The following is a 17,845-nucleotide window of genomic DNA, read 5'->3' as shown; positions in this document are numbered from 1 at the left end:
TGCATCTCTTGTCATATATCCATAATACGTGGTCGTTCTATCTATCTTTAAATATCCAAGTCTCTTTAATGCCTCCTGAAGCTCCTTTACATCTTGTCCGCTTATACCTAACCTTAAGGGCCTTGTATACTTTATCTGCATTACAGTTTCTTCCGTCTTTGTTGTAGCTTTATTTTCACTTACTGTTGTATTCTTTGTATCTTCTGTTTTTATCTCTTTTTCTGTTTCTTTTTTTACTTGCTTATTTAATTCTTCATTAATTTTACTTATTGTGTTTGGACCTGCTATTCCATCTACTGTTAATTTATTTGCCCTTTGAAATGCCATAACTGCATCCCTTGTCATATTTCCAAAATACGTTGTTGTTTTATCTATCTTTAAATACCCAAGTCTCTTTAATGCCTCCTGAAGCTCATTTACATCTTGTCCACTTATACCTAACCTTAAGGGCCTTGTATACTTTATCTGCATTACAGTTTCAAGTGATTCTTGCTGATTTGTTTTTTCTTTTTGTTCGTTTTGTTCTTTATTATCAGTATTCTCAGAAGGAGGATTACCTCCTCTTGAAATATCTTTATAATTTCCTACAACAAATTTGGTTTCAAACATATCATCAAATTTTTGGTTACTTAGTTTATCCCTTAAATATACAACAAGTTTATACTCACCTTCACTCTTTGGTGTAAAAGAAAAAATTCCTGTACTACTTGTATTAGACTCTATTTTTTTATCATTTAAATACACATCAAAACTATAATCCACACCCTCTATAGTTCCAAACTCCTTAACCACATTAAAAACTATGGGCTTATTTACATCCATCCTTTGAACTGACATTATCACATCTTTTATTTTAGGAGACTTAAACACAATAAAATTACCTGATATTTTATCATCATATTCCTTAGTTGATTCCTTTTGTTTTAAATAGAAGGTCACATCATAAATTCCATCATCTTGTGGAGTAAATTTATAACTATATTCGGTTCCATATACATTAGAATAAACCTCTTTATTATCTTTCTTTATCTCCAGTTTATAAACATAATCATCATAATTTTTTATTCCATCTAATCTTAATTCAATAGCTTGTCCAACTAATGCATACTTATTTGAAATAATAAACTCAAGATCCCTAATATGCCCAAAAGATTTTCTTTTATTTTTTTCATCGGTCTCAAAGTATTTATATACAGCATCAGAAATCTTATATGCTATCTTTTCTTGAATTTCTTCATTGGTGATCCTTTCAAGATCATTAGAATTTGTCATAAATCCTGCCTCAATTAAAATAGATGGCATATTTGTATATTTAGTAACATAATAATTTGAATCTCTAACACCTCTATTATTAAAACCTAAGGAAGTTATTCCATCTAAAACCATCTGTGCTAAATCTACACTATCTTGTGCCTGATATGTTTTATTATCTACAATCTTAACTTGATTCTTTGGTACCTTCATCAAATTTTTATCAACTAATATATAAACATAATCAACTCCATTAATTTTTCTTCCTTAACATACTCATACCTGCTACCATTATACTCTACATATTTTTGAATTTTTATATTAGGTCTGCTTGAACTATAATATACCTCTGTGCCATTTACAGCGGAATTAATGATAACTTGTCCATCCTTTTCATATGCCGATACATTATTATGTACACTGATAAACAAATCTGCCTGACTTTCATTTGCTTTTTTAACCCTATCCTGTAAGCTTACATATTCATCATCATTTCTTGTCAAAATGATTTCCGCCCCAAATTTCTTTAATATATTAAATGTTTTTATTATTATATCCATATTAATATCCTTTTCTTTAAACCCACCATAAACCGCACCTGGGTCTTTACCACCATGCCCTGCATCTAATACAATCTTTTTTCCATCAAGCATACCTGCAAACACTATGTTTGATGAAATCAACATAGAAATGAGAAGGCATGTAATTTTTTTATAAAATTTCACCATATTCACCCCCACCTTTTTAATTTAATTAAATTATACTTTAAAACAACACCAATTTCAATAATTTAACAGCAATTTCACCTATATATTTATACGTTTTGACAATAAAATTTTTATAAAAAAAACAACCCTGCTTGATATAATCTATACAATCAAACAGGGTTATTTAGCCACCAAAATTATTTTATAGGAACAGCAAGTAAGTCAATAATCTCCTTTGGTAAAACTGCATCACCACCTAATATTATTGTTACAGTTGTATCCTTTCTATTTGCTAACACCAAATTTTTTGTTGAATCTTTTACTTTATCACCTGTTAAAAACACAAAGGAATCTGTCTTTGCAGCCAACGCACTTGCTGACAATGCATCAGCAAAATTTTTTCCTGTTGCTATAAATATTTTTTCATAGGACAACTCATCTTTAAACTCTTGAGCTATTTTTTCATTAGTCTCATATCTATCGTTACCAGCTATTCTTTTTGCATTTGGTATACTATTTAAAACAGAATCTGATATTACTGCTGTACCTCCAATAACGTATACATTTTTGGGTCTTTTATTATTTATTATCTCTATAGTCTTATCAGGCAATTGAGTTTTCCTAGTTAATAATATTGGCCATTCATTTTTTGCTGCAATAGACGAAATAGAAAGTGCATCAGCAAATACTTCTCCACTTGCTATTACAGCCTTATCATAATTTAATAATTTTGCAACCTCATAGGCTGTTTCATATCTGTTATTTCCTGCTATTCTTTCAACTACCATACCTTTATTTTCTAATTGATTTTTTATTTCATCAGGAACAACAGCCGTTCCACCAATTATATATGCTTTTTTTGCCCCAAGTCTATCTATCTCTTCTTCAATCTCTTTAATTATACCAGTTTTTGATACTAAAAGAATTGGTGCATTAAATTTCTTAGCAAGAGGTGCTACACAAAGTGCATCAGGATAATCATTACCGCCTGCAATCACTACTGTATCTGCTCTATCAAAACCTTTTTTTGAAACTTCTACTGCCGTCATATATCTATTTGTACCTGCATATCTGAAACTTAAAGTATTCTGATTTTGATTTAATACATATATCTTGCACTTATCTTCGAAGTTTCCATCTACTGATTTAACCTTTATTTCTGCTTCTCCTTCAGATAGGGCTTCTACATTTCCGTTCTCATTTACAGTTACAATATTTAAATTACTACTTTCCCATACAACACTCTTATTGCTTGCACTCTCTGGCATAACAGTTACTGTTAAACTTATCTCTTCTCCTACCCTTAAAACCTTTACCTTGTCGGTTATTTCTATACCCACTACTGGCACATAGATATTTTTTACAGTTATTTGACCATCCATATAATTTGTTATATCTTTAAGTTCATTTAAATTTCCATCTGTTATACCTTTATTATTAATAACTTTTATAGGATAATCACCAAACTCCGCATTATTTAAAATTTTTAGTTTAATTGTAGCAAAAACTCCACTATTGGTTATTGGCCTATCCCCTCCAGTTTCATCTGCAAACCATAAAGTTATTTTCCCTTCTACTTCATTTATAGATGCACTAAAATCTACACTTGGATTAATTATAAGCTCTCCTGGAATTACATCTTCATTTGTTATAGAAAATTTTGTATTATCATATTTTATATCAAAACATGCCCCTATTATATTATTAGCTGGTATATTATTGAAATAAATAGGAATTTCTACGTACTGTCCTCTTCCTCCTTCCCCGCTTCCAATCTCAATAGTAAAATTAACTGTATCTGCCTTTGAAATTGGTAGAAGACTTAAAACCAATAATAAGGCTATCAAAAAAGCAATTATTCTTTTTAACTTCATTTATTTCCCTCCGATAAAAGTTAAAGTTTTTCATTCCATTTTTTAATCATTTTTGGCTTCTATTTTTATTCAATCTAATATTTCTTTTCATACCAATTAAAAATACATCTTTTATAAAAAATTGATTGAAAAATATATTAATTTAAGAACATTATTTAAATATTATTTGTTATTTACAGGAAATGAATTAATCTTATTTAATACATACTGTTTTATAATCACATAATCTGAAATCGTTACCTTATCATCTCCATTAACATCTGCTATTAAATTTTCTAATTGTGGAGAATTACTTAAAAACATGTTTTTTAGCATTTGTAAATCTGAGTTAGTTATTCTTCCATCTCTATCTAAGTCACCATATTTATCAAGCAATTCAATTTTTACTCTCATACTACTACTGCTGTTATCTAAAACATTAATTCTTAAATGGGAGCTTGTCCCATCATAAAGGTTACTATTTGGTCTTGTTGTCATGTCAAAAGTAATATTATTCCCTACATAATAATAATGGTCATAAACTTCATTTGTTTTGTTTCTATCTAACTGGCTATACCCTAATTTTCCTTCATTTGCCTCTTCTAAATCTACACCCTTGTGATATTCATTCGAATTAATTTCATATGGATTATTTTCTATTATATTTTCATCAATATGCCAGATAGCAATTCCTCCATTATTTAGATAACCTAAAAGTCCTATATCAAAACCTTCAAATTGCCTGTTTTCAATCAAAAAATATTCTCCGACATTTTTAGTTAATATTTTTACTATATTATAACTTCCCGACAAAATTGAATTTAGCGTTACATAACCAATTGAATCAAATATTTTAGGTTCAACAAATCCTAATTTTACCTTTGACCAGGCATCTAAATGCGTAGGTTTTGAACCAGGATATCCAGTATCATAAGCCCAGCTACCTAAACCCATAAGACTGTGTATTCCAACTCCAAGGGAGGAGCCATCTACATCATAAAGATCAGGAAGGCCTAAGTTGTGGCCTATCTCATGTGCAATTATACCAACTGTGGCCATATGATCTGAATGCCTCTCTCCAATCATTATATAACTTCCACCAAAATTTTCATCTAATAGTCTAACCCCATCTAATGTTATTCCATTATACAGACCCCATTTGTGTCCCCAGACGCTTGGAAGACTGGTATAACTGTAACTTCTTTCATAACCTGCAATTACTAAAATAAGGTGTAGTTCGTCAGTGGAAATTACTTTATCTTTATTTTTATCAAAACTGCTAAAATCAATATAATTATCAACACTATTTATAATATCCTTAACCATATTTTGATAGATATCATCCTTTTGACTCTGAGTTAAAGTAAGCCTTTCTGGGTTTGGATGGTTCTTATTTATTTTTATTTTTACAATTCCATCGTTTTCTTCATAAAATTCATTAGCTGGTTCAAAAATTAATTTACCCTGTGAAACCTCATTATAATAGCTATTTAACGAATCGTATTGAAAATTAAAAATCAAATTGTTCCACTCTTTCAAATCATATTTCAAAGATATATCACTATATTCAACAAGTACAACTAATATAGGTTGTATATTATTGTTTGTCATTGATTTTGCAGGAACACTTTTTTGTATCCTACTATATTTTTTTATATACTGACTGCTTAAAAATTTTTTACCTGTTAGGTATTTATCTGTTTTTTTATCAATCAAATACTTCGAACTACTTTTAATTAACTCTCCATTGTTTAACTGCGAATAATACCAATATCCATCTTCACCTTGTGATATGACTTCTCCATCTGTTGTCTCAACCCAGCTTATCTTATCATCTCCCATAATTTTTGCATCAAAAGTCTCCCCTGTAGGCTGACTAAATTGTATTATTTGCTGCCTTGAAGGCATTGCATAAGCTGTAAAATTAAATATAAATATAATTAAAAATATAAATATTATCTTTACCCTTTTCAATTAAACTCCCCCTTTTCTTATGTTACAAACATACTAAAATAGATAGCTATCTTGCTTACTTAAAGAGTTGTATTTTATTAATCAAGCAAATCTACTTTTAATTATTATATCAAATAGTAAAGCATTCATCATCATTTTTATTAGTACCTATTTGTATGTCATATATTTTGTAAACCATAAATAAGAACAAAAATTTTCTTACATTTGGTAGTGGAAAATAATCTTCAAATTCTTCAAAGGCTAATATAGGATTCCGAGACGATACGCTATCAACTATAGGTACCTTCATTATACCTCTACTATCTTGAAAATTATAAAAAAACATAAAAAAATGGGCCGCTTCTCGGCCCTAAGGGGGATGGGGGGTTCTGTTTATGGAAACTACTGTTTCCATCTCAAGGTGGTTTCCTTGAGCTTTCATTATTAATTTTAACCATTCTGCATCTTTTTATACATTTAATAAAAAATTTTTTTAAAATAATTAATGACAAAAATCGCTTAACTTTAGTAAGTGGAAATGAATTTAATTTAACCAAATCAAATATAAAATAACTATATATCAAACACCAATCTAAAATCAACGACATATAGGTATTACTGAAGGCGGAATATCACTTTTAACGTTAAGTAATTTGCTGCGATGGGAGTATTGTCTGACAAGCTCCTTCTCCATAAAGTTTGTGGTAGTTCACATAAGTAAAAAGTGTCAATCGAAGAATTGACACTCAAAAAGTTTTGATTTTTAACTATCTAATTAACAGGTTGCAGTTTGCTTTAACCATTTATTGAAAATGTCACATTTCACCTATGTGGCACTCTTTAATGAGGTACTTAAGCACCTCTGCTGTATCCCTAATTGGCTTTCCTGAGAGCATATCAACACCTGCATCCTTTAATAAGTCAAGTGAATACTTACTTCCACCAGATTTTAAGAAGTTTAAATATCTATCTACATTTTTTCTATCCTCTAATATGGATTTTGCAATGCTAATTCCAGCACTTAATCCTGTTGCATACTTATATACATAGTATCCATCATAAAAATGTGGTATTCTTGCCCACTCTATACTTATTTCATCATCAATAACACATTCTCTTCCATAATATTTGTTATATAGATTTCTCCAAATTTCTGAAAGCCTTTCACCATTTAGTGCTTCTGCCTTTTCTGCCATAGTGTGGGTTATAAGTTCAAACTCAGCAAATAAAACCTGTCTAAAGTAGGTTGTTCTAATAAGTTCCATAAATTCACTTATAATATATCTTCTTGCCTCTCCCTTTAATTTATCCATAAGGTAAAAGTACATAAGCACTTCATTTGTTGTTGACGCCACCTCAGCACAGAAAATTGTATAGTTTGAATAAACATAGGGCTGTGTTTTTCTTGAAAAATATGAATGTATTGAATGTCCAAGCTCGTGGGATAAGGTTAAAACATCATCTAACCTTTCATTGTAGTTAAGAAGAATGTATGGTTTTGTATCAAAGGCTCCCCAAGAATATGCCCCTGAGTACTTACCCTTGTTGCTATAGACATCTATCCATTTATTATTAAAGGCCTCGTCAAGAATTTTTAAATACTCATCTCCAAGAACCTTTAGGCCCTCCTTAACCATTTGCTTGCCTTCATCATATTTAACCTCCATATCAACGCTCTCTACAATTGGTACATAAAGGTCATATAGATGAAGTTCATCCACCTTAAGCTCCTTCTTTTTTAGCCTCATAAGCTCATCAAGGGAAGGAATATTTTCAGATACTATTTCTATTAATCTATTGTATAAGGAAACATCAATGTTGTCTGAAAACAAAGCTCCCTCTAATGCAGATTTAAAACCTCTAACAGTTGCATAAAATACATCCGACTTTACCTTAGATGAGAGCATTGCACCATATGTATTCTTATACTTCATAAATCCATTATGAAGGCTCTTAAAGGCATTTTTCCTAAGTTCCCTATCCTTAGATACAATATATTGTGAATAATTATTATTAGTTAACTCATACTCTTTACCATTTGAATCGACTATTTTATCGAACTTCAAATCAGCGAAGCTCAACATCTTAAATATATTTTCAAATCCTTGTGCCATTTCGGCTGTCTTTGAAAGAAGCTCCTCCTCTTTATCTGATAAAACGTGCTTTTTTTGTCTTATCAAATCCTCAAGTTCGTGCTCATAGAGCTTTAATTCCTGTACTTCTTTAAAATATCTATCTATCGTTCCATCCTCAAGCTCTAAAATTTCAGGATATATAAAGGCTGTTGCACTATTATACTCAACAGATATCCTCTCTCCTAAATCTGCAAGCTCCTGCCCCTTTGTATTGTTGTTATCCTCATCTCTCTTCATAAAACAATATACAGTTATTTTGTCACATAGCCTTCCAGCCTCATCCCTTAAGGATAGACATTCATATAAAAGCTTAGCACCCCTTTTAAAGCTTCCCTTAAACTTTTTAATCTCCTCAATCATTCCCCTTAATACTTCAACATCCTTTAAAAGGCTCTCTTCGTTACTATAAATCGTATCTATATCCCATTTATATTCATTAGGGATATCCTTTCTTTCAATTAAACTATAATCCATATCAACACCTCCTAACTTAATTATTGCACATTTTATAAATTATTTCCATATACAATTCATAATGGAAAGATTAATTTGACTATATAACCTTATTTTTTGTAATATTAAGATATATACTCTATTATTTAGGAGGATTTTATGTTTGGAGAATTTATAGATCTAATACTTAAATCAAGATTAATAACATCCTCAAGCATATATAAAAAATTAATAGACTTGCTAAATACACAAGATTTTAAAAACAATCTAAATGAAGCCTCAGTAAACAGGGACTACAGCTGTAAAAGATGCTATAAGTGTCTTGAGGAGATTATAAGCATCTTCTACAAAAAAGACGACGACTTTCTATTTGCAGTCTATCAATATGCCCTTTCAAAATCCTTCAGCGAAGCTGTCACTTTAAGTCTTGATGATGAGGATTTTCCAATATTTGAAACATACCTACTACTGCTTAAAGTTTTTTCAAAATTCCAAAAACTATCCAATGACGGAAGTTTTCAAAGCAGGTATCCTCTATTTTTCTTAGGACTTGATGAGGAGAGAGGTCTTGAGGACGCTACTGAATATAAGAAATTTGTTGAAGCCTTTGAGGGCGATTATGTATATGAAATGATGAAACTAAACCAAGAAATAATCGGCTACAACACCCTCGACCACGTATGCGGAGTACACTATCTATCCCTATATATTGCAAGGCAGGCAAAGAGTAAAAATCTACCTATTGACCTTGGAAGAATTTCAGGTGCTGCTGCAGGCCACGACATAGGTAAATTTGGCTGTAAGGGAGTTGAGCTCAAACGTGTTCCCTATCTACACTACTACTATACTGATGTTTGGTTTAAAAAGCACAACATAAACTACATAAGAAACATAGCTATAAACCATTCTACTTGGGATTTAGAGCTTGAAAATCTATCTATAGAATCACTTATTCTAATATACAGCGACTTTAGAGTTAAAAATAAAAAAATAGACAATAAGGAACAAATGTACATATACAGTCTTGATGAATCCTTCGATGTTATTTTAAACAAACTCGACAACGTTGATGAGAAGAAGATTTTAAGATATAAGAAGGTGTATTCTAAGCTTAAGGATTTTGAAAACTATCTTTTAGATTTAGGAATAAACGTATCCTTAAATGACAACAAAGTAACTCCATATAAAGATAAATGCTATTCCCTTATGTTTGGTGATGATATTGTAGAAAATATAAAATACCAAGCAATAAGCCACAATATAGAGCTTATGCATAAATTAAGAAGTGAATTTTCACTAAATGAGATACTTGAAAATGCAAGAAATGCACAGGACTCCCAATCCCTTCGTGCATATCTTGATATAATTGAAGAATATTCAACATACCTTACCCAAAAACAAAAAATTATTACCCTTAGCTTTTTGTATGAACAGCTAATGCACAATGAAGAGGATATAAGAAGACAGGCTGCTGAACTTTTAGGTCTTCTTATTGCCTCCTTTGATGAAGAATATAGAAAGGAGCTTCCTGAGAACGCAAAGATAGATAAAGATGATATAGATTCAATCTATCTATTTAAAAGGTATGTTTCACTTATGCTTACCCCAGACCATAAAATAATAGATACATACAAGGAATGGATAGGATACAGCCTTTCTGTTTTTATAAAATCCATATTCAACAAAATAAGTGAAGCTCAAAAGTTAGAATACAAATTTGCTCTACAGGAATTCTACTTAAAAGACAATCTATCAAAGGAAATGGAATTATACCTATTAGATGCTGCAAAATATATCCCTCTTAAGAGTGAGGACAGTCTGTTTTATGATTTTTTAATAAAAAGACTTTTATCCGATAGGCACCATATTAGAATAATGGCCCTTGATACACTATATGTTCAATTGAATAAGAATACTCCATCACCAGATACATTAGAAAAGATAAAAAAAATATTTTTAAATGAAATAAAATATAGTGCAACTGCACCTGAAAACTTCCTTAAGCTTAATATATCAGAAAAATTAGGAATTGAGAGTATTGTGGTAAATGAATATTTATCCTACTACATAAAAAATCTTGAAAACATAACAGATATATTCTTGAGCAACCTTAAAACCGCAACAAGCTGGATAACCAAAAAAATACAAATAGATATTCTCTTAGATTATGCACTTAAAAATCCAAAGGAAAGAGGGCTTCAAACAGCACTCCACTTCTGCAATCTTCTTAAGGTAAGTGCAGTTGAGGCTGTAAGAAATAAAGCTGGTGAATCAATTTTAAATATAATTAAGTTTTTACCAATGGAGCAGAGAAATGAAATCGCAGTAGAGCTTGTTCGTGCCCTTGAAATGGAGGGTTATAGATTTACAAAATATATTCCAAACTACCTTGGTAAAATAATACTCTATCTTCCTGTAGTTGAACTTAATGAGTTTTTAGATGACTCCTATGAAAAGATAAAAACTTCAAACAATAGGGTTTCATCGCTTATATTAAAAACCTCCTCTGTTGCACTTTCAAACATAAATATATATAGGGCACAAATAAAAAATGATGAAGAATATAAAAGGATTTTAAATAAATTAATTTCAATTATATTAAGCGGTCTTATAAACTACAGTAGCCAAATAAAACAATTTGCACTAAATTGTATTGGTGTTCAGATTTTTGGCTCAAAAACCCTATCCTTAGAGAATAAAAAGGAAATTTTTAATATAATTGCAAAGAAATTTTTGTCTATAATTGGTCAGTTTGAGGAGGATGAACTTTTATTCTTAGTAAATTCTGCTGCATTAAACCATATTTATAGGTTTATATCTGAACAAAATACAATATCAAAAATAAATTTAAATATACCAAAACGAATAGCCTTTATGCCAGGAACTTTCGATCCATTCTCCCTAAGCCACAAGGAGATAGCAAAGGCAATAAGGGATTTAGGATTTGAGGTATATATTGCAATAGATGAGTTTTCTTGGTCTAAAAAGACATTGCCAAACCTAATACGAAGAACTATTGCTGCCCTCTCTATTGCAGATGAAAACAATATATTCCTATTCCCTGAAACACAGCCTATAAATATTTCAAATCCAAAAGATATAAGAAGGTTAAAGGAAATATTTAAGGATTTTGAAGTATACATTGTAGTTGGAAGTGATGTCGTAATAAACGCCTCGGCATATAAAAAACCAAAGGAACAAGACTCCATTCACACACTAAATCACCTAATATTTGAAAGAAGGAGTATAAATGAATACAGCCAAGAAATGTTTGATGAGGCAATAAAAAATATAGAGGGGGACGTTATAAAATTAAACCTTCCACCCCAATACGAGGACATAAGTTCAACTCAAATAAGAGATAGCATAGATGAAAATAGGGATATTTCTAATTTAGTTGATCCTCTTGTACAGAGGTATATATATGAAAATGGTTTTTATAGAAGAGAACCTCAATATAAATCCCTTTTAACAGATTGGCCCTTTGAATTTGAAATTATTGAGGAATATAAGGAGGCTGTAGTTGAAAAGCTGTCACATCTTTTAAGACTGAATTTCTATGTAGTAAAAGAAAAAATGATGAAGTTTTTTGCAAAACCCTCCGCAAGACTTCTTATTGCAATAGATAAAGAAAACGACAGCATAGCAGGTTTTTCTGCCTTCCACTGGCTACGTTCACACTCCTTCTATATAGAGCTAAATGACACAACCATTTCTAACTTTTTAAGGGAAAATGCAGTAGGAAGAGTTATATTAATTAATGGTATGTATATAGATAAAAACTCAACAATAAAGGAACTCCCTCAGCTTATCTTAACTGAAACACTATCCTTCTGCATTAGCAAAGACTACGACTATGCTATATATAAAAACCTACTTGATATAAAGGAAAATTTTGAAATACAAAATCTACTACTGTCAAACGGTTTTATTGAGGTTAAAACCGATAACATCCATCATAGGTGTTATGCTGTAAATATGAACTACCCTATATCCCTACTTCTTGATATAGAAACAATAATAAAAGAACCCTACAGAAATACTGAAACTGTAAAAAATGCAATTATTAAAACAAGGGAAAATTTAAAGAGGGCTCTAACAAAGCTCTATCCTGGACATCTTGTATTAATTTTCGAAAGGGACGTTATATACAAGAGGCTCGTACAAAAAATTTGTAGAGAAAATGGAGTTCCTCCGTATCAAATGGTTCCAAGAACCCTCGGTCCTTTAATGTGCGTCCCCTATGGGAACATATTAAGAAGAAATATTGTACCAAACACAGTAACAAAGGCACTACACACAGAAAAGCTCTTTAATCCTAACCTAAAGACCTTTAAAATAGGACCATACCCAAATTACCTAAGCCTTGAGCTTCAGATAAAAACAATTGCAAGCTTTGATAGGCCTATTATACTTGTTGATGACATACTCCATAAGGGGTACAGAATAAAGGCCCTCGACCCTATTTTAAAGGATGAAAAGGTGGATGTTCATAAGATAATTGTGGGAATATTATCTGGTCAAGGAAAAGAGATTATGGATATTCAAAAAAGAGAGGTTGACTGTGCTTACTTTATACCAAAACTTAGGGCTTGGTTCTATGAAGATGCCCTCTACCCCTTCATAGGTGGAGATAGTTTATTTAGAGGCAGTTATCCTCAAAGAAACCTAATACCATCAGTAAACCTAATACTCCCATATGCTGTTCCAACCTTCCTAAAGGGGGCCTCAGCAAAAGATATATTCAATCTCTCAAAGGTTTGCATAGAAAACTCAAAAATGCTTCTTGAGGCAATAGAACAGGAATACGAAGCCATAAATGAGAGGAGCCTAACACTTCAAAATATAGGCGATGCACTTGTTTATCCAAGATATCCAGAACACGGAAAGTTTATGTACTACGACCTTACACTTTCACCTTCTGTTTATCTAAAAAATGACCTAGAACAACTGGAAAAACTTGAACCAATTTTGACATAGGAGGAATAAGATGAATATATACAAAAAAAATAGAGACATATTTATATCAAACCATAAATTTAACCTTGATGCGGCAGAAGAAAAGGATTTAAAGAATGCAGAACACATATACCTATTAAAAAAGACAGGAACAAGTTGTAGGTTTAGACAGGTTGTAAATTCTGCATCCCAAATCGATGACAAAGAAAACATAAATTATATATTAAAAAAAGAAGGAAGTTCAGTAGATGATTTAATAAATGGTGGTAAATTATCCTACATCAATACATCCTTTGAAGAATGGGAGGAAATGTATAAAGTTAATCCACTTAAGAAAAAGTATAAAGTTACAGTTGCAGGACTTGGAGACGTTGGAGGAACTTTATCTATTGGACTTAGGCTTTTAGGCTATGATGTAATATCTGAAATTGGAATTTTTGACCTTGATGAAAATAAGGTAAAAAGATGGGAATACGAACTAAACCAAATAAACTATCCAAATAATACTTCCCTGTCTAAAGTTAAACCTGTATCCTTTGATGAAGTTTTTGATTGCGATGTGTTTATATTCTGCATAACAAGGCAGATTCCTGATGTATCTATACAAGATGTTGACGTTAGAATTGTTCAATATAAAAGCAATGCAGAAATAATATCGATGTATGCAGAGGCTGCAAAAAAGGCAAAATATAAAGGGTATTTCTTTGTGGTTTCAGACCCTGTTGACCACCTCTGCAAAAAGGCCTTTTTTGAGCTAAATAAAGATTATGTTTTCCCTGCTGATAATGTTAAGGGATTTGGTCTTGGAGTTATGTATGCAAGGGCACTATACTATGCTCAAAATATGAATATAGGCTACTTTAAGGATAAAGGTAGAGCCTTTGGTCCCCACGGAAAAGATTTAATAGTTGCAGATAATATAGAAGACTACAACCACGAACTGTCACTTAAACTTACAGAGCTTACTACAAATGCCAATATAGAGGTTAGAAAAACTGGATTTAAGCCCTACATAGCACCCGCCCTGTCCTCTGGTGCCCTATCCATTCTATCCTGCCTTAAGGGAGAATGGCACTACAGTACAGTATCAATTGAAAATGTCTTTTTAGGTATAAAAAACAGAATAACAGAATATGGCGTTGAAATAGAGACATATAAAAATTTAGACGAGAGGCTTTTTGAAAGAATTAAAAAGAGCTATGAAAGGCTGGTAGAGTTTGATGTGTGATACCATACTTATTGCATCAAAAAACAGGTCAGATGTTTTAAATAATATGATAAGGGCTTTTATGAGGGATAATGCCTTTGAGGAATACTCCCCTCAAAGGCATATAAATCTTAAAAATAAAAGGATTGTATTTGCAATAGAGCTAAACAGCATAGGTGTATGCCCATATATACTTGATGTGTTAAATAATATAACCCTAAGGGGAAAGGATGCACTTTTAGGCTCAACTGCCTGTGTGCTTATAAAAAGTCCTACACTTCATTATACAAAAAGCTTTTCACAACAGATTATATTTATAGCAAATAGCCTTGGCTGTACCTTTATAGGACATCCTGTAGTTGAAGCTATAGAAGGTTTTTTAAACTTTAGAACCTGGCAAAAGACTCTTAATATGCCCCTTGAGGAAATATGCTACTATTTATGTAGAGGACTATCTGATAGATTCTTTAGTTTTAAATTTATAAAAAAACAAAACCCTAAAGTATCTGTACTTCACGCAAGCTATAGAGATACATCTAACACCTTAACCCTTTGGTATATGATAAAAAAATATATAGATGGGGTAAGTATATTAGAGCATCACGTTGAAAATGGGACTATACAGGATTGTATTGGCTGTCCCTTTAAAACCTGCCTCTATTTTGCAAAACAAAAAAGCTGCTTCTATGGCGGTTCTATTGTAAAAGAAATATTCCCTGCAATAGAAGAGGCAGATGCTACTATTTTTATATGCCCCAACTACAACGATGCTATTTCTGCCAATTTAAGTGCAGTTATAAATAGAATAACTGCACTCTATAGAAGAAATCCCTTCTATGATAAAATGCTCTTTTCAGTAATTGTATCTGGCAACTCTGGTGGAGATTCTGTTGCAAAGCAGTTAATAGGTGCACTAAATATAAATAAAGGGTTTATACTGCCTCCTTACTTTGCTATAATGGAGATAGCAAATGATATGGGTGAAATAAAAAAAGTTGAAAATATAGAAAATAAAGCACAGGAATTTGCACAAAATATAGTTAGAAGCTTGTGTTGAACTTATAATATTTTAAGGAGGCCCAAACAATGAAAAAAATAGTTCCAATTTTACTTGCTGTAGTATTACTTTTTTCCTCCTGCAGTAAAAAACAAACAAATAGCAACAATGATATAAATACAAAACCAACTACAAATGAAACGCAAAACACAAATCAGCAAAAGCCTTCTGAAAATAACTCATCAAAAACAGAAGATGAAAATAAAGAGGAAGATAACAAAGAGACATCAGGAAATCAAGAAAATATAAATAATGACGATGTTTTGATAATAGATGCAGATGTATCATCCCTGAGCAACAAGGAGATGGACTTTGGTCCCCCTCCTGTAAAAAATAACGAATCACAGTATATGCCTAAACAGACAGTTGAGCTATTTAAAAAATACGATGCCTACTATTTAGGTGATAGGACAAAAAAGGAAATATATTTAACCTTCGACGAGGGATATGAAAACGGATATACAGCAAAGATACTTGATGTTTTAAAGGAGAAAAATGTAAAGGCTGCGTTTTTTGTAACAAGGCCATATATAAATCAAAACAAAGAATTAATAAAAAGAATTGTTGATGAAGGCCATATTGTAGCAAACCACAGTTCAACACATCCATCAATGCCACAGAAGGCTGTGGATTTTGAGAAGTTTAAAAAGGAATTTGAGGATACAGAGGCTGCCTTTAAGGATGTTACAGGACAGGATATGCCTAAATTCTTTAGACCTCCAATGGGAAAATACAGTGAGCTATCACTATACTATACCCAAAAGCTTGGATATAAGACCATCTTTTGGAGCTTTGCCCACAAGGATTGGCTTGTAGATGACCAGCCACCTGTTGAAACGACAATACAGAGGGTTATAGACAGAAGCCATAATGGAGAAATAATGCTTCTGCACGCAGTATCAAAGAGCAACACAGAAGCCCTACCAACAATAATAGATAAGCTTCGTGAGATGGGATACGAGTTTAAACCTCTAACAGAGTTAAAATAGGGTGCAAATGCACCCTTTTATAATACCTTCTTTAAATCTCTATAGCTGTATTCCTTTATAAACTTATTATTTGCATCATCCCTTATCAATAGCCTTACCTTATCATCTGTTATCTTTAAAACTCTTCCCTTAAGCTTTGTTCCAAGCACATTTACAGGAGCATCAAGTTTAAGTTCCCTCAAATCTGCATTAGAACAAAATTCACAAACTCCTCCATCTTTAACTATTCTTTTACAGCTTGTACAATAAAACACAATAATCCCCCCAACCCAATTTTATTTCTTTTGGATTACAATACAGTATATTCCCCGTCCCCTAAAATTATTCCTAAAAAAGTAATACAAGATGAAATAACATTTCACCTTGTATTAGCTAAAATATGGAAAAGCCCCATGAATGGATTTCAATGGGCTCTTTCGTGAGCTTTAGCAATTCTTGGCTTTTCGACTTTGGAAAAGTCCGTAATTCAGCACAGGACGTGCCGAGCCGAGCGGCCATCAGGACGATGGCATCGCGAGGGTAGGACTTTTTCAAACAAAGAAAAGCTTAGAATTGATAAGCGAAATGAACGAATGCCCAAGAAATCCTTCATGGGGCTAATCAATATATAACTTTTTCAAAAGTCTGACCTTGTGCCATTTATATCTTTTGATAAACCTTCTTTAGTATCTCCTCTTTTCTTTGTGCTGCCTCAATCAAAAGCCTTTTACAGTTCAAGTCCACATCGCTTACTAAATCAATATCATCTATTGATGCTAAATTAATCCTTACATTCAAAACTGCCGCTTCTATTGCTGCAAATATTTGTATTGCCGCAACCCCTACATCTGTTATAGCATTCTTATTGCCATATTCAGCAATAAAATCCACCATATCAAACATCGAAAAGGCTGTTTCTGCAACAGAATAAGGAACACCATAGGCTTCAATTAAAGCCCTTTGTATTGCCCTGTTTCTCTCTTTTATCTCCTCTTCTGTTTCCTTTGGCATCTTATATGCCTGCATTACCAAATTAAAGGCCTCAACATCCTTTTCAATATATTCCATAAACTTTTTTCTCAACTCTTCACACTTTATTAGATACTCATTAAACTTATTCTTCACATCATCGCTATATTCCATAAACTTTTTCTTATTTACTGTTAAATTCATTACCATAGATGAAAGACTCGCAGCAAGTGCACCTGATAATGCTGCAACTGCCCCTCCTCCTGGTGCTGGAGAGCTGGAAGCAAGGTCCTCTAAAAATCTTTCTATTGTATTTTCATATATCTTCATCAC

Annotated in this window: 12 protein-coding genes; 4 read left to right on the top strand and 8 right to left on the bottom strand. The window is 31.9% G+C overall.

Annotated features, from left to right (window positions below; translation table 11 throughout):
- From JG776_RS04945 to pepF, 6 genes are all read right to left on the bottom strand, one after another.
- Positions 1-1,464 (bottom strand): peptidoglycan-binding protein (locus tag JG776_RS04945; RefSeq protein WP_291965259.1); only part of this gene is annotated, 1,464 nt, incomplete at its 3' end.
- Positions 1,465-1,478: 14 nt separating this feature from the next.
- Positions 1,479-1,976, bottom strand: coding sequence for an N-acetylmuramoyl-L-alanine amidase (locus JG776_RS04940; protein WP_291965257.1), 498 nt, complete (start codon positions 1,974-1,976; stop codon positions 1,479-1,481).
- Positions 1,977-2,155: 179 nt separating this feature from the next.
- Positions 2,156-3,832 carry a cell wall-binding repeat-containing protein gene (locus JG776_RS04935; RefSeq protein ID WP_291965255.1) on the bottom strand — a complete coding sequence of 559 codons (1,677 nt, stop codon included), beginning with the start codon at positions 3,830-3,832 and terminating at the stop codon, positions 2,156-2,158.
- A 162-nt stretch (positions 3,833-3,994) separates the two neighbouring features.
- A complete protein-coding gene (locus JG776_RS04930) occupies positions 3,995-5,785 on the bottom strand; it encodes a M6 family metalloprotease domain-containing protein (protein ID WP_291965253.1) in 1,791 nt (596 codons plus the stop codon).
- A gap of 109 nt (positions 5,786-5,894) precedes the next feature.
- Positions 5,895-6,074, bottom strand: coding sequence for a hypothetical protein (locus tag JG776_RS04925; protein WP_291965251.1), 180 nt, complete (start codon positions 6,072-6,074; stop codon positions 5,895-5,897).
- Between the two features lie 505 nt (positions 6,075-6,579).
- Complete coding sequence (pepF, locus tag JG776_RS04920; protein WP_291965250.1) at positions 6,580-8,373, bottom strand: oligoendopeptidase F; 1,794 nt, start codon at positions 8,371-8,373, stop codon at positions 6,580-6,582.
- Positions 8,374-8,511: 138 nt separating this feature from the next.
- Between pepF and JG776_RS04915 the strand changes: the two genes are divergently transcribed.
- Genes JG776_RS04915 through pdaA form a run of 4 tightly spaced genes read left to right on the top strand, consistent with a single transcriptional unit; the run spans position 8,512 to position 16,564 of the window.
- Positions 8,512-13,332, top strand: coding sequence for a cytidyltransferase (locus JG776_RS04915; protein ID WP_291965248.1), 4,821 nt, complete (start codon positions 8,512-8,514; stop codon positions 13,330-13,332).
- A 10-nt stretch (positions 13,333-13,342) separates the two neighbouring features.
- On the top strand, positions 13,343-14,539 hold the full coding sequence (locus JG776_RS04910; RefSeq protein ID WP_291965245.1) for a lactate dehydrogenase: 1,197 nt from the start codon (positions 13,343-13,345) through the stop codon (positions 14,537-14,539).
- Entirely contained in the window at positions 14,532-15,575 is a 1,044-nt protein-coding gene (locus JG776_RS04905; protein WP_291965243.1) for an NAD(P)H-dependent oxidoreductase, read from the top strand. Before JG776_RS04910 ends, JG776_RS04905 begins: the two co-directional genes overlap by 8 nt.
- Before the next feature lie 29 nt (positions 15,576-15,604).
- A complete protein-coding gene (gene pdaA, locus JG776_RS04900) occupies positions 15,605-16,564 on the top strand; it encodes a delta-lactam-biosynthetic de-N-acetylase (protein ID WP_291965241.1) in 960 nt (319 codons plus the stop codon).
- Positions 16,565-16,581: 17 nt separating this feature from the next.
- On the opposite strand, the gene JG776_RS04895 is transcribed toward pdaA, so the two are convergent.
- Positions 16,582-16,818: a hypothetical protein gene (locus JG776_RS04895; RefSeq protein ID WP_051350703.1), complete on the bottom strand. Its 237-nt coding sequence runs from the start codon at positions 16,816-16,818 to the stop codon at positions 16,582-16,584.
- Positions 16,819-17,203: 385 nt separating this feature from the next.
- Positions 17,204-17,842 carry a cyclodeaminase/cyclohydrolase family protein gene (locus JG776_RS04890; RefSeq protein WP_291965238.1) on the bottom strand — a complete coding sequence of 213 codons (639 nt, stop codon included), beginning with the start codon at positions 17,840-17,842 and terminating at the stop codon, positions 17,204-17,206.
- Positions 17,843-17,845 lie beyond the last annotated feature (3 nt).

The sequence above is a fragment of the Caloramator sp. genome, assembly GCF_020054765.1.
Lineage (GTDB): Bacteria > Bacillota > Clostridia > Clostridiales > Caloramatoraceae > Thermobrachium > Thermobrachium proteoclasticum.
Note: the sequence above shows the minus strand (reverse complement) of the source record. Positions and strands in the feature narration are given on the sequence as shown.

Excerpts from the sequence above, each read along its gene's own strand:
- JG776_RS04935 (WP_291965255.1), bottom strand. The coding sequence starts at position 3,832 with ATGAAGTTAAAAAGAATAATTGCTTTTTTGATAGCCTTATTATTGGTT.
- JG776_RS04925 (WP_291965251.1), bottom strand. The coding sequence starts at position 6,074 with ATGAAGGTACCTATAGTTGATAGCGTATCGTCTCGGAATCCTATATTA.
- pepF (WP_291965250.1), bottom strand. The coding sequence starts at position 8,373 with ATGGATTATAGTTTAATTGAAAGAAAGGATATCCCTAATGAATATAAA.
- JG776_RS04915 (WP_291965248.1), top strand. The coding sequence starts at position 8,512 with ATGTTTGGAGAATTTATAGATCTAATACTTAAATCAAGATTAATAACA.
- JG776_RS04910 (WP_291965245.1), top strand. The coding sequence starts at position 13,343 with ATGAATATATACAAAAAAAATAGAGACATATTTATATCAAACCATAAA.
- JG776_RS04905 (WP_291965243.1), top strand. The coding sequence starts at position 14,532 with ATGTGTGATACCATACTTATTGCATCAAAAAACAGGTCAGATGTTTTA.
- pdaA (WP_291965241.1), top strand. The coding sequence starts at position 15,605 with ATGAAAAAAATAGTTCCAATTTTACTTGCTGTAGTATTACTTTTTTCC.
- JG776_RS04890 (WP_291965238.1), bottom strand. The coding sequence starts at position 17,842 with ATGAAGATATATGAAAATACAATAGAAAGATTTTTAGAGGACCTTGCT.